Below are 20,186 nucleotides of genomic sequence, written 5' to 3'. Positions count from 1 at the left end.
TTAGATGGATATCGGGATGATTCGTGGCCTGGGCACCGTTGTTGTGATGGTGGCCTTCATCGGTCTGGCGTTGTGGGTATTCAGCCCCAAGCGCAAGTCGGAGTTTGAAGACGCGACCTTGCTGCCTTTCGCGGATGATCCCGAAGCCATCAAGCACGTCGAGCAAGCTTCTAGGAGTAACAAAGAATGACTACGTTCTGGAGTCTGTACGTCACAGTCCTCAGTCTCGGCACGATCTTCGCCCTGACCTGGCTGCTGCTGTCCACCCGCAAGGGCCAGCGCAGCGAAGCCACCGAAGAAACGGTTGGCCACTCCTTCGACGGGATCGAGGAGTACGACAACCCACTGCCAAAATGGTGGTTCATGCTGTTCGTGGGCACCATCATCTTCGCCCTCGGCTATCTGGTGCTATACCCGGGCCTGGGTAACTGGAAAGGCCTGCTGCCGGGGTACAACTACCTCGATAACGAAAAGCAGACCGCGTTCGCCAACGGCCAGAGCGGCTGGACCGGCGTTCACGAGTGGGAAAAGGAAATGGCCAAGTCGGACGCCAAGTTCGGCCCGATTTTCGCCAAATTCGCTTCCATGCCGATTGAAGAAGTCGCCAAGGACCCGCAAGCCCTGAAGATGGGTGGCCGCCTGTTCGCCTCCAACTGCTCGGTCTGCCACGGTTCCGATGCCAAGGGCGCCTACGGCTTCCCTAACCTGACCGACGCCGACTGGCGCTGGGGCGGCGAAGCGGAAACCATCAAGACCACCATCATGGGCGGTCGTCACGCGGTCATGCCGGCGTGGGCTGAAGTGATCGGCGAACAAGGCGTTGCGAACGTTGCCGCGTTCGTACTGACCAATCTCGATGGTCGCAAACTGCCGGAAAACACCAAGGCCGATCCGGTTGCCGGGCAGAAACTGTTCGCTGCCAACTGCGTGGCGTGCCACGGTCCGGCCGGCAAAGGTACGCCAGCCATGGGCGCACCCGACCTGACCCACCCGGGCTCGTTCATCTACGGTTCGAGCTTCGCGCAACTGCAGCAGACCATCCGTTACGGCCGTCAGGGCCAGATGCCTGCGCAAGAACACCTGCAAGGCAACGACAAGGTTCACCTGCTGGCCGCTTACGTCTACAGCCTCTCTCACGGTGAGAAAGCGCCAGTGGCGGACGCCCAGTAAGGCAAACGCCTGACTGCAACACCAAACGGCCCCGCCAATGAGAATTGACGGGGCCGTTTTCATTTCATGCTTACTTGAGCAGCGGGATGACCCTGTCGACTTTGCGACTTGGCCAATTGCTGTTTCGAACGACGCTGACAGTGAGCGACTGCTTCTCAATGGAAAGATCAGCAATCAAATACGTTTGCTGCGAAGCGGAGCCGCTGAGGAATACCGGCACATCACCAAAATGCTTGGTTCGATCCCAAGAATAATAAGTCCCCGCACCCCAATGGTCATGCCCACCGAAGACTGCCGTCACCTTGTATTGCTCGATCATCTGCTTGAATCTCGAAATTTGCTCATCGTTACCGTTCCACCGGTAAACCTTGTGCATATTCAGAATGATGATCTTGCCCTGCTCCCGAGCCTTTTTTAAATCGTTCTCCAGCCAGTCAAGCGCAGGCGTGATTTCAAAGTCTGTGGGAAAAAGCGGATTGCCAGAGCTAAAACTGACGGTATAGGTCGGCTCGTTATTCAATTGAACGAAATGCACATCCCCGACACTTTTCGAGTAGGCGAGACTGCCGTAATAGATCTTTCCCAGGCCTGAACTTCTTGCCGCCAGATCCATGGATTCGACCTTCCCCCAGTAACGATCCTTGAGGTCGTTGACACTTCCCGCCGCACAGTTATTCCAGAAGCATTCATTCACATTATTGGCATAGTCATGATTACCCAAACCATAGTCATAGAGGCCCTCCAGCTTGTTATCGAAAACCGACTTTATGTATGAGCGCTCGCCTCCATGACCAAATGCAGTGATGTCACCATTGATCATCACCGGTATACGGGACGCACCGCCATTCAGCTTCCTGAAGCTTGAAATATCGGAGTATTGCAACTCTATTAGTTCCTTTGAGCGCGCTTCCTTATTTGGGTCGGTGATGTCTTGATCGGTAAGATCACTCCAGGGGTATTGCGAGTCTGAAGCAAACACCAGGTGGTGCGGTGTTTCTGTAGAGGAGGCTCCATAGGCCACGGGAACAACCATCACCAACGCAAAACACACCAACAACTTACTCTTTTTATAAAGCTTCATAGAAATCCATTTCGTTTAATATTTATCAGCCACCCAATGGCAGCAACTGCAAAATATATCGACCACTGACAATTAACAAATGATTAGCCCTTTTAGATCAACAGAAGATATGTCCAACACTTCCCAACACTTACAAGTTAAAAACATAAAAAATATGCCCTATGCATTACAACTCATATAAATGCAAAGGCCGGATAAGGTATGCAGCAAGCAAACCGGATTCGTTACGCCCCTTGCGGGCGCACTGACGCAACCCCTGCTGAGCGGGCAGCTATACTCAATAAGTCAATTGACCTGCATCACGTTTTGTTACATCTGCTACACCATTCGTGATTTTTCCCCAACGCGACCAAAGGTCGCACCCCCGGACTAGAGCTACAGGCGTATCATTGCGCCACTGCAGCACCTCTTTTTGACCGCGGTCGGCATGTACTGACCGGGGCATTTTTCCACTGCCGTGGGATGCAATGATGAGCAATCAGATTCCGGTACACGACGTCACCCCTGCCAAGAACGCGAACACCAGCGTCGATCTTTACGCCTCTCGAGAAAAAATCTACACCCGCGCCTTCACCGGTCTGTTCCGCAACTTGCGGATGATGGGCGGTGCCGGGCTGTTTCTGCTGTATTTCGGTACGGTCTGGCTGAACTGGGGCGGGCATCAGGCCGTCTGGTGGAACCTGCCGGAACGCAAATTCTTCATCTTTGGCGCCACCTTCTGGCCTCAGGACTTCATCCTGCTTTCGGGGATCCTGATCGTCAGCGCCTTCGGCCTGTTCTTCATTACCGTGTACGCCGGCCGGGTCTGGTGCGGTTATACCTGCCCCCAGAGCGTCTGGACGTGGATTTTCATGTGGTGCGAGAAGGTCACCGAAGGCGACCGCAACCAGCGCATCAAGCTCGACAAAGCGCCGATGAGCGCCAACAAATTCCTGCGCAAACTCAGCAAACACTCGATGTGGCTGTTGATCGGCTTCGTGACCGGCATGACCTTCGTCGGTTACTTCTCGCCGATCCGCGAGCTGACCATCGACTTCTTCACCGGCGAAGCCGACGGCTGGTCGTATTTCTGGGTCGGCTTCTTCACCCTCGCCACCTACGGCAATGCCGGCTGGTTGCGCGAGCAGGTGTGCATTTACATGTGCCCGTACGCGCGCTTCCAGAGCGTGATGTTCGACAAAGACACCCTGATCGTTTCCTACGACCCGCGTCGTGGTGAAAGCCGCGGCCCGCGCAAGAAAGGCGCCGACTACAAGGCCATGGGCCTGGGCGACTGCATCGACTGCACCATGTGCGTCCAGGTCTGCCCGACCGGGATCGACATCCGCGACGGCCTGCAAATCGAGTGCATCGGTTGTGCGGCCTGCATCGATGCCTGTGACAGCATCATGGACAAGATGGATTACCCGCGCGGTCTGATCAGCTACACCACCGAGCACAACCTGTCCGGGCAAAAAACCAATAAACTGCGCCCGCGACTGATCGGCTATGCCATGGTGCTGCTGGCAATGATGGGATTGCTGATGACCGCGTTCTTCATGCGTTCGCTGGTCGGTTTCGACGTCAGCAAGGACCGCGTGCTGTACCGCGAGAACGCCGAAGGCCGGATCGAAAACGTTTACAGCCTGAAGATCATGAACAAGGACCAGCGCGACCACACCTACGTGCTCGAAGCCACTGGCCTGCCGGACCTCAAGCTGCAAGGCAAGCGCGAGATCAAGGTCGCCGCCGGGGAGATTTTCAGCCAGCCGGTCGAACTGTCCAGCGCACCGGAGAAACTGCCATCGAGCACCAACGAGGTGAAATTCATCCTCAAGGATGCCGATGACGACAGCGTCCACATTGAAGCCAAGAGCCGGTTCATCGGCCCACAAGTTCGTTGAGAGAAGTGATCATGCCCACAGCAACTGCCGCAAGCCCCTGGTACAAGCACCTTTGGCCGTGGATCATCATCGCCATCCTGGCGTGTTCCGTGACCCTGACCTTGTCCATGGTGACGATCGCGGTGAACAACCCGGACAACCTGGTCAACGATAACTATTACGAGGCCGGCAAAGGCATCAACCGCTCCCTCGACCGTGAGTTGCTGGCGCAGACCCTGCTGCTGCGTGCCAGCGTTCATCTGGACGACGTGACCGGCGAAGTCGACCTGCGCCTGAGCGGCAACAGCCAACCGAAAACCCTGGAACTGAACCTGATTTCGCCAACCCAGCCGGAGAAAGATCGCAAGATCACCCTGGCACGCAGCGAAACCGAACAGGGCCGCTACATTGGCCAGTTGAACGACAAGGTCGACGGACGCCGTTTCGTAGAGCTGCTGGGCGTACAGGATGACAAGACCTGGCGCATGTTCGAAGAAGAACAGGTCAGCCATGACAAGGACCTGCTGCTGGGTGATGAACCGCTGCAAGGCGCGGAAGACCTGAAGAAGTAAGCCTTACACTGATCGTTCCCACGCTCTGCGTGGGAACGCAGCCAGGGACGCTCCGCGTCCCAGCCGAAGCGGACGCGGAGCGTCCGGGGAGGCATTCCCACGCAGAGCGTGGGAACGATCATCGGACAACGCCTCATGACCACCCAACTCCCCTGCTACCACTGCGCCCTGCCCGTCCCGGCCGGCAGCCGCTTCACCGCTGCCGTCCTCGGTGAAACCCGCGAGTTCTGCTGCCCGGGTTGCCAGGCCGTGGCCGAAGCCATTGTGGCCGGTGGACTGGAAACCTATTACCAGCATCGCAGCGAGTCATCGGCTAACCCCGAAGCGCTGCCAGTGCAGTTGGTGGACGAACTGGCGCTGTACGACCGCGCCGACGTGCAAGCCCCTTTCGTTCGCCACGAAGGCGAACTGGCCGAAACCACCCTGCTGATGGAAGGCATCAGTTGCGCCGCGTGCGGCTGGCTGATCGAGAAACACCTGCGCAGCCTGCCCGCAGTGGCCGAAGCGCGCCTCAACCTGTCAAACCATCGCCTGCATGTGCGCTGGGCCGATGCGCAACTGCCGCTGAGCCAGGTACTCAGCGAATTGCGCCACATCGGTTACGCCGCGCACCCGTATCAAGCCGACCGCGCCAGCGAACAACTGGCCAGCGAAAACCGTCTGGCCCTGCGCCAGCTCGGTGTCGCCGGGCTACTGTGGTTCCAGGCGATGATGGCGACCATGGCCACCTGGCCGGAATTCAACATCGACCTCAGCCCCGAACTGCACACCATCCTGCGTTGGGTCGCGCTGTTTCTCACCACCCCGATCGTGTTCTACAGCTGCGCGCCCTTCTTCAAAGGCGCCATGCGCGACTTGCGCACCCGCCACCTGACCATGGACGTCTCGGTGTCGCTGGCTATTGGCAGTGCCTACATCGCCGGGATCTGGACCTCGATCACCGGCGTCGGTGAGCTGTACTTCGACGCGGTCGGCATGTTTGCACTATTCCTGCTGGCCGGACGTTATCTCGAACGTCGTGCCCGCGAACGCACCGCCGCCGCCACCGCACAACTGGTCAACCTGTTACCTGCCTCGTGCCTGCGCCTGAGTGCCGACGGCCAAAGTGAGCGGATCCTGCTCAGCGAACTGCGCGTGGGCGATCAGGTGCTGGTGCATCCCGGCGCGATCCTCCCGGCTGACGGCAAGATCCTCGACGGCCAATCGAGCATCGACGAATCCCTGCTCACTGGCGAATACCTGCCGCAACCGCGCATACCAGGCGATGCGGTTACTGCCGGCACCCTGAACGTCGAAGGCGCGCTGACCGTGGAAGTCCTGGCGCTGGGTCAAGATACCCGACTGTCCGCCATCGTCCGCCTGCTGGACCGCGCCCAGGCCGAGAAGCCGCGACTGGCGGAAATTGCCGACCGCGCCGCGCAATGGTTTTTGCTGCTGTCGCTGATTGCCGCGGCCGTCATCGGCCTGATCTGGTGGGAACTGGATTCGGCACGAGCCTTCTGGATTGTGTTGGCGATGCTCGTTGCGACCTGCCCGTGCGCCTTGTCCCTGGCCACACCGACCGCCCTCACCGCCGCCACCGGCACGCTGCACAAACTCGGCTTGCTGCTGACTCGCGGCCACGTGCTGGAAGGCCTCAATCAGATCGACACGGTGATTTTCGACAAGACCGGCACGCTGACGGAAGGTCGCCTGGCCTTGCGCTCGATTCGCCCGCTCGGCGCGCTCAACAGCGATCAATGCCTGAGCCTCGCCGCCGCCCTGGAAAACCGCTCCGAACACCCGATCGCCCGCGCGTTTGGCCGGGCGCCGCTGGCCGCCGAAGAAGTCCACAGCACGCCGGGGCTAGGCCTAGAAGGGTTGGTCGGTGAGCAACGCCTGCGCATCGGTCAACCGGGTTTTGTCTGTGAACTCAGTGGCGCGGCCGTGCCTTCGATGCCAGATGAAGCCGGCCAATGGCTACTGCTCGGCGACAGCCAGGGACCGCTGGCATGGTTTGTTCTCGACGATCGCCTGCGCGCCGACGCTCCCGCGCTGCTCGCCGCCTGCAAGGCTCGCGGCTGGCGCACATTGCTGCTGTCCGGTGACAGCTCGCCGATGGTCGCCAGTGTCGCTGCGGAACTGGGCATCGATGAAGCCCGAGGCGGCTTGCGTCCGGACGATAAATTGCAGGTCCTGCAACAGTTGCACAAGGAAGGTCGCAAGGTGTTGATGCTCGGTGACGGCGTCAACGACGTGCCCGTGCTGGCCGCCGCCGACATCAGCGTGGCCATGGGTTCGGCTACCGATCTGGCGAAAACCAGTGCCGATGCCGTACTGCTGTCGAACCGCCTCGACGCCTTGGTCCAAGCCTTCAGCCTGGCTCGACGCACCCGCCGGGTAATCATCGAGAACCTGCTGTGGGCCGGGCTGTACAATGGCCTCATGTTGCCGTTCGCCGCCCTCGGCTGGATCACCCCGGTATGGGCCGCGGTCGGCATGTCCATCAGTTCGTTGACCGTGGTGCTGAACGCCCTGCGCCTGACACGCATGCCCAACACGCCTGCGCTCAGCGCCACGCCAGAAACCCGTCCGCTACCGGCCTGAGCCGCGCGGGCATGGAGTCAAGATGCCAGCTCTCTACGTGATGATCCCGGCCGCGCTGCTGATCGTGGCCATCGCCATTTACATCTTCTTCTGGGCAGTCGACAGCGGTCAGTACGACGACCTCGATGGCCCGGCCCACAGCATTCTGTTCGACGACCAGGACCCGAACCACAAAGCCGCGGTGGACGAAGCCAGCGGTCAGCCAGCCAAACCGGAAGACAAGGCGCCGCCTCATGCTTGAATTGGCGCCGCTGCTGGTGTCTGCGGTGATCCTCGGCCTGCTCGGCGGCGGGCATTGCCTGGGCATGTGCGGCGGCTTGATGGGCGCGTTGACCCTGGCGATTCCCAAGGAGCAACGCAGCCGGCGTTTTCGACTGCTGCTGGCCTACAACCTGGGGCGAATTCTGAGCTACGCGACGGCCGGCCTGCTGATCGGTCTGGCCGGCTGGGCGGTGGCCAACAGCCCGGCGGCGATGTTCATGCGCGTCATCGCCGGATTGCTGTTGGTCGCCATGGGCCTGTACCTCGCCGGTTGGTGGAGCGGCCTGACTCGCATCGAAAGCCTCGGTCGCGGCTTGTGGCGGCACATCCAGCCCGTTGCCAACAAACTGCTGCCGGTGTCGAACGTCCCCCGCGCGTTGCTGCTGGGCGCGCTCTGGGGCTGGCTGCCGTGCGGGTTGGTTTACAGCACCCTCCTGTGGTCGGCGAGTCAGGGCAATGCACTGGACAGTGCGCTGTTGATGCTCGCGTTCGGGCTCGGCACCTGGCCGGTGCTGCTCGCCACGGGGCTGGCGGCTGAGCGGGTCACGGCGCTGTTGCGCAAACGTAGCGTGCGGATGACGGGCGGATTACTGGTGATCCTGTTCGGCATCTGGACGTTGCCGGGGCCGCATCAGCATTGGCTCATGGGCCACTAGGTCGGCGGCGCCCCCATCGCGAGCAGGCTCGCTCCCACATTGAAATGCATTCCCCTGTGGGAGCGAGCCTGCTCGCGATGAGGCCGGCACCAACAACACAAATCCTGACCGTTGATGCAAATCAAGATGCCCCACCGCCGCGCCCCCTAGACTCGCCGACATTGCCAGCCTATCCGGGGGAATGCCCGCATGATGCTCGACGCCATTCGTTGGGATACCGATTTGATCCGCCGTTACGACCTGGCGGGACCGCGCTACACCTCCTACCCGACCGCGGTGCAATTCGACGGCCAGGTCGGCACGTTCGACCTGTTCCACGCCCTGCGCGACAGCCGTAAAGCCCTGCGCCCGTTATCGCTGTATGTGCACGTGCCGTTCTGCGCGAACATTTGCTACTACTGCGCCTGCAATAAAGTCATCACCAAGGACCGCGGCCGGGCCCAGCCCTATTTGCAGCGCCTTGAGCAGGAAATCCAGCTGATCGCCTGCCACCTCGATCCTGCACAGAAAGTCGAGCAACTGCACTTTGGCGGCGGCACTCCGACTTTTCTCAGTCACGATGAACTGCGCCAGTTGATGGCCCAGTTACGCAAGAACTTCAACTTGCTGGACGACGATTCCGGCGACTACGGCATCGAAATCGACCCCCGCGAAGCCGACTGGTCGACCATGGGCCTGCTTCGTGAACTGGGTTTCAACCGGGTCAGTATCGGCGTGCAAGACCTCGACCCGGCAGTGCAACGAGCCGTCAATCGCCTGCAAAGCCTGGAGGAAACCCGGGCGGTGATCGACGCTGCCCGCACGCTGCAGTTTCGCTCGATCAACATTGACCTGATCTACGGCTTGCCAAGGCAGACACCCGAGAATTTTGCCCGCACGGTTGATGAGGTGATCAACCTGCAACCGGACCGTCTCTCGGTATTCAACTACGCGCACCTGCCGGAGCGCTTCATGCCGCAACGGCGAATCAACAGCGACGAACTGCCGACACCCGCGCAAAAACTGGAAATGCTCCAGGGCACCATCGAGCAGCTGACCAAGGCCGGTTATCGCTACATCGGCATGGACCACTTCGCGCTGCCTGACGATGAACTGGCGATTGCTCAGGAAGAGTCGACCCTGCAACGCAACTTCCAGGGCTACACCACCCACGGTCATTGCGACCTGATTGGCCTGGGCGTATCGGCCATCAGCCAGATCGGCGACCTGTATTGCCAGAACAGCAGCGACCTGAATCAGTACCAGAACACGCTGGCCAGCGCGCAACTGGCCACCAACCGTGGCTTGCTGTGCAACGCCGATGACCGCCTGCGACGTGCTGTCATCCAGCAACTGATCTGCAGTTTCAGCCTGGAGTTCGCCGAGATCGAACACGCCTTCAACATCGACTTTCAGGGTTACTTCGGCGAACTCTGGCCCCAGTTGCAGGCAATGGCTGCAGACGGCCTGATCGAACTGGATAACGAACGGATCAACGTATTGCCCGCCGGACGATTGCTGGTGCGCTCGGTATGCATGGTGTTCGACGCGTACCTGGAACAGCACAATCGCCAGCGGTTTTCGCGGGTGATCTAGCCGTCACCTCACTGGCCGGTCCATAAAACGCTGACTTTACGACCCTGCGACAAAATCGCCGCGTGCCTGAATGTCCTCCCGTGAGTTACCCTTACGGCTTATGTGTGTTTTTTCCCACAAGGATTGAAGAAATGTCCGAGCCAGTAAAGCTGCGCGCTCATAGTCAGGCCCATTGCAAGGATTGCAGCCTGGCCCCTCTCTGTTTGCCACTTTCCTTGAATCTGGAAGACATGGAAGCGCTGGACGAAATCGTTAAACGTGGCCGCCCGCTGAAAAAGGGCGAATTCCTGTTCCGCCAGGGCGACACCTTCGATTCTGTTTATGCAGTACGTTCTGGCGCCTTGAAGACCTTCAGCCTGAGCGATGGTGGTGAAGAACAACTCACCGGTTTCCACCTGCCCAGCGAACTGGTCGGCCTGTCGGGCATGGACACCGAAAAACACCCAGTCTCGGCGCAAGCCATGGAAACCACTTCGGTGTGTGAAATCCCTTTCGAACGCCTCGACGAACTGGCGCTGCAACTGCCGCAACTGCGCCGTCAGTTGATGCGTGTGATGAGTCGCGAGATTCGCGACGATCAGCAAATGATGTTGCTGCTGTCGAAAAAAACTGCCGACGAGCGTATCGCCACATTCCTGGTCAACCTGTCGGCCCGTTTCCGCGCCCGGGGTTTCTCGGCCAACCAGTTCCGCCTGAGCATGTCGCGCAACGAAATCGGCAATTACCTGGGCCTGGCGGTGGAAACCGTGTCCCGGGTGTTCACGCGCTTCCAGCAAAACGAACTGATTGCGGCTGAAGGCAAGGAAATCCACATCCTCGACCCGATCCAGCTCTGCGCCCTGGCCGGCGGCTCGCTGGACGGCTGATCTCGGCGACGGCGGCTGAGCGAAACGGTTCAGCCGCCGTTATACTGCGTCGTTTGCAGCCTGCCAGGACACCTCGACGATGGTCTTCGACTCCTTCGACATCAAATCCCTCATCCGCCCTGTGATCGACTTTCCCAAGCCGGGCGTGATCTTTCGCGACATTACCCCGCTGTTCCAGTCGCCCACGGCCCTGCGCCTGGTGATGGACAGTTTCGCCCATCGTTATGTCGAGGCCGACTTCACCCACATCGGCGCGATGGACGCCCGTGGTTTTCTGATCGGTTCGATCCTGGCCTATCAGCTGAACAAGCCGCTGGTCCTGTTCCGCAAGCAAGGCAAGTTGCCGGCCGACGTACTGGCCGAGGGTTATGCGACCGAATACGGCGAAGCCTTCCTCGAAGTCCACGCCGACAGCCTGTGCGAGGGCGATTCGGTGGTGATGTTCGATGACCTGATCGCCACGGGCGGGACACTGATTGCAGCGGCGAACCTGATTCGACGCATGGGAGCGCGGGTTCATGAAGCGGCGGCGATCATTGATTTGCCGGAGCTGGGCGGGTCGCAGCGCCTGGAAGACATGGGGATTCCGACGTTTTGCCTGACGCAGTTTGCGTTGAGCGATAAGTAACCCCCTGATAGATCGTTCCCACGCTCCGCGTGGGAATGCAGCCCGGGACGCTCCGCGTCCCACAGCGGACGCAGAGCGTCCATTGAGGCATTCCCACGCAGAGCGTGGGAACGATCAGCTCGGCCCCATCTGCTTGCTGATGATCTCGTTCATCACTTCCCGCGTCCCGCCGCCGATCGACAAAATCCGGTTATCGCGGTACAGCCGCTCCACCAGGCTCTCGCGCATGTACCCGAGGCCACCCAAAATCTGCACAGCATCCGTGGTAATCCGATCAGCCGTGTCGGTGGCAAAATTCTTGGCCATGGAAATCTCCTTGATCACACTCTGCCCCGCCGCCATTTTCGCTGCCTGGCGGTAGGTGAATTCCCGTGACACCTCCAGCGCCGTGGCCATTTCGGCGAGACGATGCTTGAGCACCTGAAACTTGCCGATGGGTTTGCCGAAGGCTTCACGCTGGCGAGCCCATTTCAGGCTTTCTTCCAGAGCCAGTTGCGCAGTCATGTTGGCCATTAGCGCCAGCGCCAGGCGTTCACTCTGGAAGTTGCCCATGATGCAGGCGAAGCCCATGTTCTCAGCGCCGATCAGATTTCCTGCCGGCACCCGGCAATCGTCGAAGAACAGTTCGGCAGTGTCCGACGCCCACCAACCCATTTTCTTCAACTGACGGCCGACGGTAAAACCGGGGGTGCCCTTCTCGATCAACAGCAGGCTGATGCCAGCGAAACCCGGCGCACCGGTGCGCACCGCGACGGTGTAGAAATCCGCGCGGACGCCGCTGGTGATAAAGGTTTTGCTGCCGCTGACCCGGTAAAAGTCGCCGTCACGCATGGCGCGGGTTTGCAGGTTGGCGACGTCGGAGCCACCACTGGGCTCGGTCACGGCCAGGGCGCTGATCTTCTCGCCGGCGAGCACCTGAGGCACAACGCGATCGCGGACTTCGGGCCTGGCCCACTTGAGGATCGGCGGGAGGCCGATGTCCAGCGAGCCGAGCCCCGCCACCAAGCCGCCGGAGCCACAACGCATCAGCTCTTCGCTGGCGGCGACCTTGGCGAACAGATCACCTTCATGGCTGCCACCCAGGGCTTCGGGGTAACCGATCCCCAGAATCCCCGCCGCGCCGGCCTTGAGGTAGAGCTCGCGGGGAAAGCTTTCGGCTTCTTCCCACTGGTCGATGCCCGGCAAGATCTCGCGCTCGACGAAGCGTCTGACGCTGTCGCGGACCAATTGATGGCTGGGGTCGAAGTATTCCTGAAAGGCAGGCATCGGCGAGCTCCACTGAAGGTTCAGCGAAGTTAACCGAGCGCTTGCTTGGTTTTCAAGAAGATTGTCTGAATCAGATAGATCAAGGCGCCTGCATCGCGGGCAAGCCCGCTCCCACAGAATCTGCGGTCGCCACAATACCTGTGGGAGCGGGCTTGCCCGCGAAAGCGTCAGTTCAGACGCTACAAGGTAATGGGTTTACGCCCGGCAAACGAATGCGCCAACGTCCCGCCATCCACCAACTCCAGCTCGCCACCCAATGGCACGCCGTGGGCGATGCGCGAGGCGATCAGGCCTTTGTTGTTGAGCAATTGGGCAATGTAATGCGCTGTCGCCTCACCTTCCACGGTCGGGTTGGTCGCCAGAATCACTTCAGTGAACGTGCCCGCCTCTTCGATCCGCGCCAGCAGTTGCGGAATACCGATGGCCTCAGGCCCGAGTCCGTCGAGTGGCGACAGATGCCCCTTGAGCACGAAATAGCGACCCCGGAAGCCGGTCTGCTCCACCGCGTAGACGTCCATCGGCCCTTCCACCACGCAGAGCAAGGTGTCGTCGCGACGGGTATCGGCGCATTGCGGGCAGAGATCGTCTTCGGTGAGTGTGCGGCACAACCGGCAATGGCCCACCCCTTCCATGGCCTGGCTCAGTGCCGAGGCCAATCGCGAGCCGCCGCTGCGATCACGCTCGAGCAGCTGCAACGCCATGCGTTGGGCAGTTTTCTGACCCACACCTGGCAAAATTCGCAGGGCATCGATCAGTTGGCGAATCAAAGGGCTGAAGCTCATGGGGAAAAGTCCGACAAAACAACGAGACGCGGTTTATACCCGCGCCTCTGTTTAGCGTCAATTATTCAGTCCTGGGTGACCCGCACAACCAGTTTGCCGAAGTTGCGTCCTTCCAGCAGACCGATGAACGCTTCGGGTGCCTGCTCCAGGCCATCGACCACGTCTTCGCGGAACTTCACCTTGCCGTCGCGCACCCACGGCGCCATGGCGCTGACGAATTCCGGCTGACGATCACCGTAGTCGTCGAACACGATGAAGCCCTGGATTCGCACGCGCTTGGTCAGCAGCGTGCGCTGCAATTGCGGCAGCCGATCGGGGCCGGTCGGTGCTTCTTGAGCGTTGTAGGACGCGATCAGACCGCAGAGTGGAATTCGCGCCTTGGGATTGAGTAACGGCAGCACGGCATCGAACACCTTGCCGCCGACGTTTTCGTAATAGATGTCGATGCCTTCGGAGCACGCCTTGGCCAATTCATCGGCGAAGTTCGGGCTCTTGTGATCGATGCAAGCATCAAAACCCAACTCCTCGACCACATAACGGCACTTTTCCGCGCCACCGGCCACGCCGACCACGCGCAAGCCCTTGATCTTCGCCACTTGACCGACCACCGAACCGACGGCGCCGGATGCAGCCGCCACCACCAGGGTTTCACCTTCCTTTGGCTGGCCGATGTCCATCAGCCCCATATACGCGGTCATTCCGGGCATGCCCAACACACCCAGCGCCATCGACGGGCTCGGCAGCCCGGACGGCAGCGGAATGATGTCGCGACCGTCACTGATGCTGTGGCTTTGCCAACCGGTGGAGCCGACCACCAGGTCACCTTCGTGGAATTTCGGATTCAGCGAGCGCTCGACCCGGCTGACAGCGCCACCGGTCATCACCTCGCCGATTTCAACCGGTGCGGCGTAGGACGGCGCGTCGCTCATGCGTCCGCGCATGTAGGGATCAAGTGACAGGTAGAGGGTCTTGAGCAGCACCTGACCGTCAGCCAGTTCCGGCAGCGCAACGCGCTCCAGACGGAAATTCTCCGGCGTCGGCGCGCCTGCCGGGCGGGATGCCAGGACGATACGTTGGTTGAGGGTCAATGCTTGTGGCATGTGAGCTTCTCCTTTTGATCGATGAATTCGGCGGTATAGGAGAGCAGACCTTTTTGACGATGGTGCGTTCGATGTTTCTGACTCATCAGCACTGATCGTTCCCACGCTCTGCGTGGGAATGCGGCCCGGGACGCTCGGCGTCCCTTGCGAAGCGGACGCAGAGCGTCCATTGAGGCATTCCCACGCAGAGCGTGGGAACGATCGGTGCGGCAGAAACAAAAATGCCAGGCGCGATGCCTGGCATTTTTTTGTAGCCCATCCGAAACGCTTCAGCGCATCAGAATGGCAGTTTCATACCCGGTGGCAGTTGCATGCCAGCGGTCATGCCGGACATTTTGTCCTGGCTGTTGGCTTCGATCTTGCGCACGGCATCGTTGACGGCGGCGGCGAACACAGCCTCCAGCATCTCTTTGTCGTCTTCGCTCAAGCCTTCGACCAGGCTTGGATCGATGGTCACGCGCTTGACGTCGTGACGACCGGTCATCACCACGGTGACCATATCGCCACCGGCTTTACCGGTGACTTCGGCGTTGGCCAGTTCTTCCTGCATCTTGGCCATTTTTTCCTGCATCTGCTGTGCCTGCTTCATCAGGCCGGCCATGCCACCTTTCATCATGGGAATCACCTCAAAAGTACTTGGATAAATACAGCGCCCGGCCCTTTCGCCCGAACACCTTCAGTTATTAGCCCTGAGTGACCAGGGTCTCGACAGGTTCAATAGTATCGTTACGGACCACCGCACCGAACTGCTGCATCATTTGCTGGATGAACGGATCACCATGAATCGACTCCTCGGCCTCGCGCTGACGGTTCGCACGGCGACGGGACGCGGCCTGGGCCGGGGTTTCCTGCTCGGGCTTGATCAGTTCCATGCGCAAGGTCAGCGTACGTCCGTGAAACTGGTTCAACGCATCGTTCAAGCGGCGCTGTTGAGTCGCGTTGAACAGCGCGCTGTGAGCCGGGTCGAGGTGCATCAGCCAATTGTCACCTTCGACGGCGATCAGCGTGCAGTTGGCGGCGATGCTGCCGGTCATGCCGGAGATCGGCAGTTTCGGGAACAGCTCCAACCATTGCGCCGCCAGACCGGTGGCCGGCATGGCGGCCGGTTCAGGTTCGGCTTCCGGCGCTGGCTCGGCAGTGTGTTCGCTGGCCAGTTCATCGAGGTAGCTGTAAGCCGACTCCATGTCCGGCTCGATATAGTCCTCGTCCAGCGGCGGCTCGTCGTCCAGGTCCATGCCCGGCGTCGCGGCATCGACGTCGGCCACCGACGGCTCTGGAATCGGCGCAGCGGCCCACTCCGGCGCGTCAGGCACCGCGCTGTCCGGCGTCGGCAAAGGCATCGGCTGCAATTCGGGCTGTTCGCTGGCGGTTTCCAGCACCGGCTCGACGGCAGGCTGCTGAACGGCTTCAGGTTCTATCGGGTCATTCCAGGGCAAATCGACAACGGCTTCGACCGGTGCTGCTTCAATGACAGGCTCAGGCGCAACGACGGGCGCAACCGGCTCAGGCTCAGGCTCGGGCGCTGGTACTGGAGCAACCACTGCCGCAACCGGCACAGGCGCGACGGGTGCAACTGCCGCAGCGACTACCGGCGCAACAACCTGCGCGGCAGCCACTGAATTTGCGGAATCAACTGTGGCCTGGCTGATCCCCACTGTCTTTAGCGGTTGCCTCGGGGCGTCCGCGGTGTCTGCCGGGCGGAACGCGAGCATCCGCAACAGAACCATTTCGAAGCCACCACGCGGGTCCGGCGCCAGCGGCAAGTCGCGCCGACCGATCAGGCCCATCTGGTAATAGAACTGCACGTCTTCGGCCGGCAATGCCTGGGCCAGTGCCAGCACCCGGTCACGGTCGCCATGACCGTTGTCGACGCCTTCAGGCAGGGCCTGGGCGATGGCGACACGGTGCAGCACGTTGAGAATTTCCGAGAGCACGCCGTTCCAGTCCGGGCCTTGTTCGGCAAGGTGACGGACGGCTTCGAGCAAGGCCTTGGCGTCGCCTTCGATCAGCGCATGCAGGACATCGTAGACCTGACCGTGATCGAGCGTGCCAAGCATCGCCCGTACGTCGGCAGCCATGACTTTGCCTTCACCGAAGGCAATGGCCTGGTCGGTCAGGCTCATGGCGTCGCGCATCGAACCGTCGGCAGCACGGCCCAGCAGCCACAGTGCATCCTCGTCGAACGGCACGTTCTCGACACTCAGCACGTGGGTCAAATGCTCGACCACGCGCTCCGGCGTCATGTTCTTCAGAGAGAACTGCAGGCACCGCGAAAGAATCGTTGCCGGAAGTTTCTGCGGATCGGTGGTCGCCAGGATGAACTTGACGTAGGGCGGCGGCTCTTCAAGGGTTTTCAACAGCGCATTGAAGGAATGGCTGGAGAGCATGTGCACTTCGTCGATCAGGTAGACCTTGAAGCGCCCGCGGCTCGGCGCGTATTGAACGTTGTCGAGCAGTTCGCGGGTATCCTCGACCTTGGTCCGGCTCGCGGCGTCGATCTCGATCAGGTCGACGAAGCGACCCTCATCGATCTCGCGGCACACCGAACACTCGCCGCAAGGCGTTGAAGTGATACCTGTTTCACAGTTCAGGCATTTGGCGATGATCCGCGCGATAGTGGTCTTGCCGACCCCGCGGGTGCCGGTAAACAGATAGGCGTGGTGCAGCCGCTGGCTGTCCAAGGCATTGATCAGAGCCTTGAGCACATGGGTCTGGCCGACCATTTCGCGGAACGAGCGCGGACGCCATTTACGTGCAAGAACCTGATAACTCATCGAAAACCGTCGCAACGAAGGAACACAAGCGGCTAATGCTAGCGGAGCAAGGCCAAAATTGCATCCGGTGCGCTCGTCTAATCTGGCTAAGATGGTCTTTTGGGGGCTTTTATCGGCTCGGGTTTTATCAGTACCGGAGCGTTTATGCGGCTGGCCTTTGGGGCACTGCTATTGATCAGCCTGAATATCGCTGGCGCCGAACCGCCACTGCGCTTCGTGGTGCCCGACAGTTGGGCAATGCCGATGACGCAACTGGAACGCGGGCATCCAACCCAAGGCATCCTGCACGACGTGATGGTCAGCCTCGCGACCCAGGTCGGCATGCCGGCCGAATTTCACGTGCTGCCGCGGGCGCGGGTGCAACACGCCATGGAACACGGCGAGGTCGATATCCGCTGCTATGCGGCGCAGTCCTGGCTGCCGAATCAGTCCGGGGACTACATCTGGAGCATCCCACTGTGGTTCCAGCGCGACATGCTGATCAGCCGGTCCGATCCGCTGACCTCATTGACACCTGCGGACTTGTCGCAACAACCCATCGGCACGGTACTCGGCTACAGCTATCCGACCCTGCAACCGCTGTTTGACGCCAGCCGACTGCATCGCGAAGACGCGCGCAACCAGGAGCAGGTGCTGGAAAAACTCCTGGCCGGACGCTATCGCTACGCCGTGAGCAATCAATGGACGCTGGACTGGTTCAACCAGCGCCTGCTGCCTGGCCGGCAACTGCAAGGCGTGGCGGTCTTGCAGGAACAGAGTGTCGGTTGTTATGTGCGCAACGATCCAAAAGTGCCGGTGCAGCGAATTTTGCGCACCTTGGTGCGAATGAAAATGTCCGGGGAAATCGACGACATCATTCGGCTCTATATAGGTTCCGAGCCGAGCACACCCTAAGCGATCCCTCTGATCGACACGAGACCCATGTGGGAGCGAGCCTGCTCGCGATAGCGGTATGTCAGCCCCATCAATGTTGAATGTAAGACCGCTATCGCGAGCAGGCTCGCTCCCACATGAGGCCGGTGTTGGCCACAAAAATTCAGCTGACCTGATCCAGCACCTGCCATTGCAATGGCGCGACAAACCCCGCAACCCAGCCCGCTACTTCGGCGGGCGGCATGGGCCGGGCAATGAAACAGCCTTGAGCCACTTCACACCCCAGGCGCAGCAGCAATTCACCTTGTTCGATACTTTCCAGCCCTTCGGCGATCACCTGGCGGCCAAAGGCCCGAGCCAGGCCAATGACCGCCATGGTCAGGGCCAGATCATCACGATCGTTAACGATGTCGCGCACAAACGACTTGTCGATCTTGATGGTTTGGGTTCGCAAACGCTTGAGGTAGCTCAGGGACGAATAACCGGTGCCGAAGTCCCCCAGTGAAAACTGCACCCCCAGCGCCTGACAGGCCTGTAAACAAGCGCTGACATGCTGAATATTCTCAATCGCCACCGACTCGACGATTTCCAGATCGAGCATCTGCGGAGCCACCTGGGCATGCCGGGCGAGCATGTGCTTGAGCCGGTCGACAAAATCCGCGCGCTGGAAATGTCGTGCAGCAATATTAATGCTGACTGGCCAACCCTGCCCCGCTTGCTGCCAATGGTGTAACTGCGACAAGACCTGATCCATCATCCACTCACCAATATCGATGATCAGGTCCGTTTCTGCCACCAGCGGCAAAAACTCACGCACCGGCACCATGCCGCGTTGCGGATGCTCCCATCGCAACAACGCCTCGAAGCCGACAACCTCGCCAAGACGCATGTTCACCTTGGGCTGGAAATGCACACGCAACTCACCGCCAGCCAGCGCCTGGCGCACTCGCCCGACCGTTTGATGAGTGGCCTTGACCTCCTGATCCCGCGACACATCGAACAAATGAAAGCGATTTCGACCGCGTTGTTTCGCCACGTACATGGCCTGATCGGCATGACGTAAAAGGGTTTCGGCATCTTCATTGTCGTCGGGGAACAAGGTGACGCCGATACTGGCAAACACATTGACGTCTTTACCATGCAGCGAGTACGGCGCCGAAATGGCGCCGAGTACCCGGTTCAACGCCGCACGCAGTTCCGGCAGGTCTCGCACGTAGCGCAGCACCAGCACAAACTCGTCACCGGCCAACCGTGCCACCACATCCTCGCCGCGAACGATGGTTCGCAAACGCTTGGCCACTTCGACCAACAGCAGATCGCCGCTGGCATGCCCGTAGCCATCGTTGACCGCTTTGAAACCGTCGAGATCGAGCATGCAAACTGCCAGCGGGATGTTTTCGTGACGGGAAAACTCCAACGCCTGATCCAGCAAATCCGAGAGAAACGCGCGATTCGGCAGCCCGGTCAGCACGTCATGCCCCACCCGCCATTGCAGTGAATGCAGCAATTGGCGTTTTTCGCTGATGTCGAAACGAATCGAAAGATAACGGTCAACCCGCCCGGTAGCATCATCGAGCACCGGCACCATGGTGCTGTCGACCCAATACAGGCTGCCGTCTTTGGCGCGATTACAAATCTCGCCTTTCCAGACCTTGCCCAAGGCGATGGTGCGCCACATCGCCGCGAAGAAATCGGCGGAGTGCAGGCCCGAGTTGAGGAGACGATGGTTCTGCCCGAGCAGTTCTTCGCGGCTGTAGCCGGATATGGCACAGAACTGATCATTGACGTGGGTGATCCGGCCGCTCAGATCGGTCTCGGAAAAAATCGCGGCGGCATCCACGGCCCTGCGGTATTTCTCATCCATGAGTCAGGCTCGCTGTGGCTAGCGGTGATACCGCTCGACCAGTGCAGGATGCCCGGAAGAGATGTTTGAATAGATAATGCGCAGCAACACGATATCACTCCATGAACAGCGTTTGATGGCCTCCTGACAGCAGAGATCAACTAACCTTAAAGGCCCCAAATCTCCATTTCGCGCGGCGATTCTACGAAACGCATCACATTTTGCAAAGCAAGGTGATGGATCATGCAGTTGTCTAATGCAAAAATCTATCGTTAAGTTCTTGATTCTAAA

Annotated in this window: 18 protein-coding genes; 11 read left to right on the top strand and 7 right to left on the bottom strand. The window is 60.0% G+C overall.

The window, feature by feature from the left end; all coding sequences use genetic code 11:
* Positions 1–4 precede the first annotated feature (4 nt).
* Entirely contained in the window at positions 5–190 is a 186-nt protein-coding gene (locus BLW70_RS14750) for a CcoQ/FixQ family Cbb3-type cytochrome c oxidase assembly chaperone (RefSeq protein WP_003175465.1), read from the top strand.
* Positions 187–1,170, top strand: coding sequence for a cytochrome-c oxidase, cbb3-type subunit III (gene ccoP / locus BLW70_RS14745; RefSeq protein ID WP_074875093.1), 984 nt, complete (start codon positions 187–189; stop codon positions 1,168–1,170). Before BLW70_RS14750 ends, ccoP begins: the two co-directional genes overlap by 4 nt.
* 70 nt (positions 1,171–1,240) lie before the next feature.
* Here ccoP and BLW70_RS14740 read toward each other — a convergent pair whose 3' ends face one another.
* Positions 1,241–2,251, bottom strand: a complete 1,011-nt coding sequence (locus BLW70_RS14740) for a metallophosphoesterase family protein (protein WP_074875091.1) — start codon at positions 2,249–2,251, stop codon at positions 1,241–1,243.
* A 470-nt stretch (positions 2,252–2,721) separates the two neighbouring features.
* On the opposite strand from BLW70_RS14740, the gene ccoG reads away from it, so the two are divergent.
* The 8 genes from ccoG (at position 2,722) to BLW70_RS14700 (ending at position 11,257) form a co-directional block, all read left to right on the top strand.
* Complete coding sequence (gene ccoG, locus BLW70_RS14735) at positions 2,722–4,134, top strand: cytochrome c oxidase accessory protein CcoG (protein ID WP_074875089.1); 1,413 nt, start codon at positions 2,722–2,724, stop codon at positions 4,132–4,134.
* Between the two features lie 11 nt (positions 4,135–4,145).
* Positions 4,146–4,685: a FixH family protein gene (locus tag BLW70_RS14730; protein WP_008146825.1), complete on the top strand. Its 540-nt coding sequence runs from the start codon at positions 4,146–4,148 to the stop codon at positions 4,683–4,685.
* 135 nt (positions 4,686–4,820) lie between these two features.
* The gene (locus BLW70_RS14725) at positions 4,821–7,271 is read left to right on the top strand and encodes a heavy metal translocating P-type ATPase (protein ID WP_074875086.1); all 2,451 of its coding nucleotides are present in this window, start codon (positions 4,821–4,823) and stop codon (positions 7,269–7,271) included.
* A gap of 22 nt (positions 7,272–7,293) precedes the next feature.
* The gene (gene ccoS, locus BLW70_RS14720) at positions 7,294–7,512 is read left to right on the top strand and encodes a cbb3-type cytochrome oxidase assembly protein CcoS (RefSeq protein ID WP_074875084.1); all 219 of its coding nucleotides are present in this window, start codon (positions 7,294–7,296) and stop codon (positions 7,510–7,512) included.
* The gene (locus tag BLW70_RS14715) at positions 7,505–8,188 is read left to right on the top strand and encodes a sulfite exporter TauE/SafE family protein (RefSeq protein ID WP_008146819.1); all 684 of its coding nucleotides are present in this window, start codon (positions 7,505–7,507) and stop codon (positions 8,186–8,188) included. Before ccoS ends, BLW70_RS14715 begins: the two co-directional genes overlap by 8 nt.
* Before the next feature lie 192 nt (positions 8,189–8,380).
* The gene (gene hemN, locus BLW70_RS14710) at positions 8,381–9,763 is read left to right on the top strand and encodes an oxygen-independent coproporphyrinogen III oxidase (RefSeq protein WP_074880565.1); all 1,383 of its coding nucleotides are present in this window, start codon (positions 8,381–8,383) and stop codon (positions 9,761–9,763) included.
* A gap of 131 nt (positions 9,764–9,894) precedes the next feature.
* Positions 9,895–10,629: a fumarate/nitrate reduction transcriptional regulator Fnr gene (gene fnr, locus BLW70_RS14705; protein WP_008146816.1), complete on the top strand. Its 735-nt coding sequence runs from the start codon at positions 9,895–9,897 to the stop codon at positions 10,627–10,629.
* 79 nt (positions 10,630–10,708) lie between these two features.
* Positions 10,709–11,257, top strand: coding sequence for an adenine phosphoribosyltransferase (locus BLW70_RS14700; protein ID WP_074875082.1), 549 nt, complete (start codon positions 10,709–10,711; stop codon positions 11,255–11,257).
* Between the two features lie 114 nt (positions 11,258–11,371).
* Here the strand turns inward: BLW70_RS14700 and BLW70_RS14695 are convergent, their stop codons facing one another.
* The 5 genes from BLW70_RS14695 to dnaX form a co-directional block, all read right to left on the bottom strand.
* Positions 11,372–12,523, bottom strand: coding sequence for an acyl-CoA dehydrogenase family protein (locus BLW70_RS14695; protein WP_074875080.1), 1,152 nt, complete (start codon positions 12,521–12,523; stop codon positions 11,372–11,374).
* A gap of 179 nt (positions 12,524–12,702) precedes the next feature.
* Complete coding sequence (gene recR, locus BLW70_RS14690; RefSeq protein WP_074875078.1) at positions 12,703–13,305, bottom strand: recombination mediator RecR; 603 nt, start codon at positions 13,303–13,305, stop codon at positions 12,703–12,705.
* Positions 13,306–13,370: 65 nt separating this feature from the next.
* Positions 13,371–14,405: an NADP-dependent oxidoreductase gene (locus BLW70_RS14685; RefSeq protein ID WP_074875076.1), complete on the bottom strand. Its 1,035-nt coding sequence runs from the start codon at positions 14,403–14,405 to the stop codon at positions 13,371–13,373.
* 277 nt (positions 14,406–14,682) lie between these two features.
* Complete coding sequence (locus BLW70_RS14680; protein ID WP_008028561.1) at positions 14,683–15,021, bottom strand: YbaB/EbfC family nucleoid-associated protein; 339 nt, start codon at positions 15,019–15,021, stop codon at positions 14,683–14,685.
* A 67-nt stretch (positions 15,022–15,088) separates the two neighbouring features.
* Positions 15,089–17,179 (bottom strand): DNA polymerase III subunit gamma/tau, encoded by a 2,091-nt coding sequence (dnaX, locus tag BLW70_RS14675; RefSeq protein ID WP_074875074.1) that lies wholly within the window; start codon positions 17,177–17,179, stop codon positions 15,089–15,091.
* Positions 17,180–17,323: 144 nt separating this feature from the next.
* Here dnaX and BLW70_RS14670 point away from each other — a divergent pair, with 144 nt between their 5' ends.
* The gene (locus tag BLW70_RS14670) at positions 17,324–18,073 is read left to right on the top strand and encodes a substrate-binding periplasmic protein (protein WP_074875072.1); all 750 of its coding nucleotides are present in this window, start codon (positions 17,324–17,326) and stop codon (positions 18,071–18,073) included.
* A gap of 142 nt (positions 18,074–18,215) precedes the next feature.
* Here the strand turns inward: BLW70_RS14670 and BLW70_RS14665 are convergent, their stop codons facing one another.
* Positions 18,216–19,916: a putative bifunctional diguanylate cyclase/phosphodiesterase gene (locus tag BLW70_RS14665; RefSeq protein ID WP_074875070.1), complete on the bottom strand. Its 1,701-nt coding sequence runs from the start codon at positions 19,914–19,916 to the stop codon at positions 18,216–18,218.
* Between the last annotated feature and the right edge of the window lie 270 nt (positions 19,917–20,186).

This window comes from Pseudomonas frederiksbergensis (assembly GCF_900105495.1).
Taxonomy (GTDB): Bacteria; Pseudomonadota; Gammaproteobacteria; order Pseudomonadales; family Pseudomonadaceae; genus Aquipseudomonas; species Aquipseudomonas frederiksbergensis.
The sequence above is the reverse complement of the archived record's forward strand: the minus strand, read 5'-3'. Positions and strand labels throughout refer to the sequence as shown.

Excerpts from the sequence above, each read along its gene's own strand:
- BLW70_RS14750 (WP_003175465.1), top strand. The coding sequence starts at position 5 with ATGGATATCGGGATGATTCGTGGCCTGGGCACCGTTGTTGTGATGGTG.
- ccoP (WP_074875093.1), top strand. The coding sequence starts at position 187 with ATGACTACGTTCTGGAGTCTGTACGTCACAGTCCTCAGTCTCGGCACG.
- BLW70_RS14740 (WP_074875091.1), bottom strand. The coding sequence starts at position 2,251 with ATGAAGCTTTATAAAAAGAGTAAGTTGTTGGTGTGTTTTGCGTTGGTG.
- ccoG (WP_074875089.1), top strand. The coding sequence starts at position 2,722 with ATGAGCAATCAGATTCCGGTACACGACGTCACCCCTGCCAAGAACGCG.
- BLW70_RS14730 (WP_008146825.1), top strand. The coding sequence starts at position 4,146 with ATGCCCACAGCAACTGCCGCAAGCCCCTGGTACAAGCACCTTTGGCCG.
- BLW70_RS14725 (WP_074875086.1), top strand. The coding sequence starts at position 4,821 with ATGACCACCCAACTCCCCTGCTACCACTGCGCCCTGCCCGTCCCGGCC.
- ccoS (WP_074875084.1), top strand. The coding sequence starts at position 7,294 with ATGCCAGCTCTCTACGTGATGATCCCGGCCGCGCTGCTGATCGTGGCC.
- BLW70_RS14715 (WP_008146819.1), top strand. The coding sequence starts at position 7,505 with ATGCTTGAATTGGCGCCGCTGCTGGTGTCTGCGGTGATCCTCGGCCTG.
- hemN (WP_074880565.1), top strand. The coding sequence starts at position 8,381 with ATGCTCGACGCCATTCGTTGGGATACCGATTTGATCCGCCGTTACGAC.
- fnr (WP_008146816.1), top strand. The coding sequence starts at position 9,895 with ATGTCCGAGCCAGTAAAGCTGCGCGCTCATAGTCAGGCCCATTGCAAG.
- BLW70_RS14700 (WP_074875082.1), top strand. The coding sequence starts at position 10,709 with ATGGTCTTCGACTCCTTCGACATCAAATCCCTCATCCGCCCTGTGATC.
- BLW70_RS14695 (WP_074875080.1), bottom strand. The coding sequence starts at position 12,523 with ATGCCTGCCTTTCAGGAATACTTCGACCCCAGCCATCAATTGGTCCGC.
- recR (WP_074875078.1), bottom strand. The coding sequence starts at position 13,305 with ATGAGCTTCAGCCCTTTGATTCGCCAACTGATCGATGCCCTGCGAATT.
- BLW70_RS14685 (WP_074875076.1), bottom strand. The coding sequence starts at position 14,405 with ATGCCACAAGCATTGACCCTCAACCAACGTATCGTCCTGGCATCCCGC.
- BLW70_RS14680 (WP_008028561.1), bottom strand. The coding sequence starts at position 15,021 with ATGATGAAAGGTGGCATGGCCGGCCTGATGAAGCAGGCACAGCAGATG.
- dnaX (WP_074875074.1), bottom strand. The coding sequence starts at position 17,179 with ATGAGTTATCAGGTTCTTGCACGTAAATGGCGTCCGCGCTCGTTCCGC.
- BLW70_RS14670 (WP_074875072.1), top strand. The coding sequence starts at position 17,324 with ATGCGGCTGGCCTTTGGGGCACTGCTATTGATCAGCCTGAATATCGCT.
- BLW70_RS14665 (WP_074875070.1), bottom strand. The coding sequence starts at position 19,916 with ATGGATGAGAAATACCGCAGGGCCGTGGATGCCGCCGCGATTTTTTCC.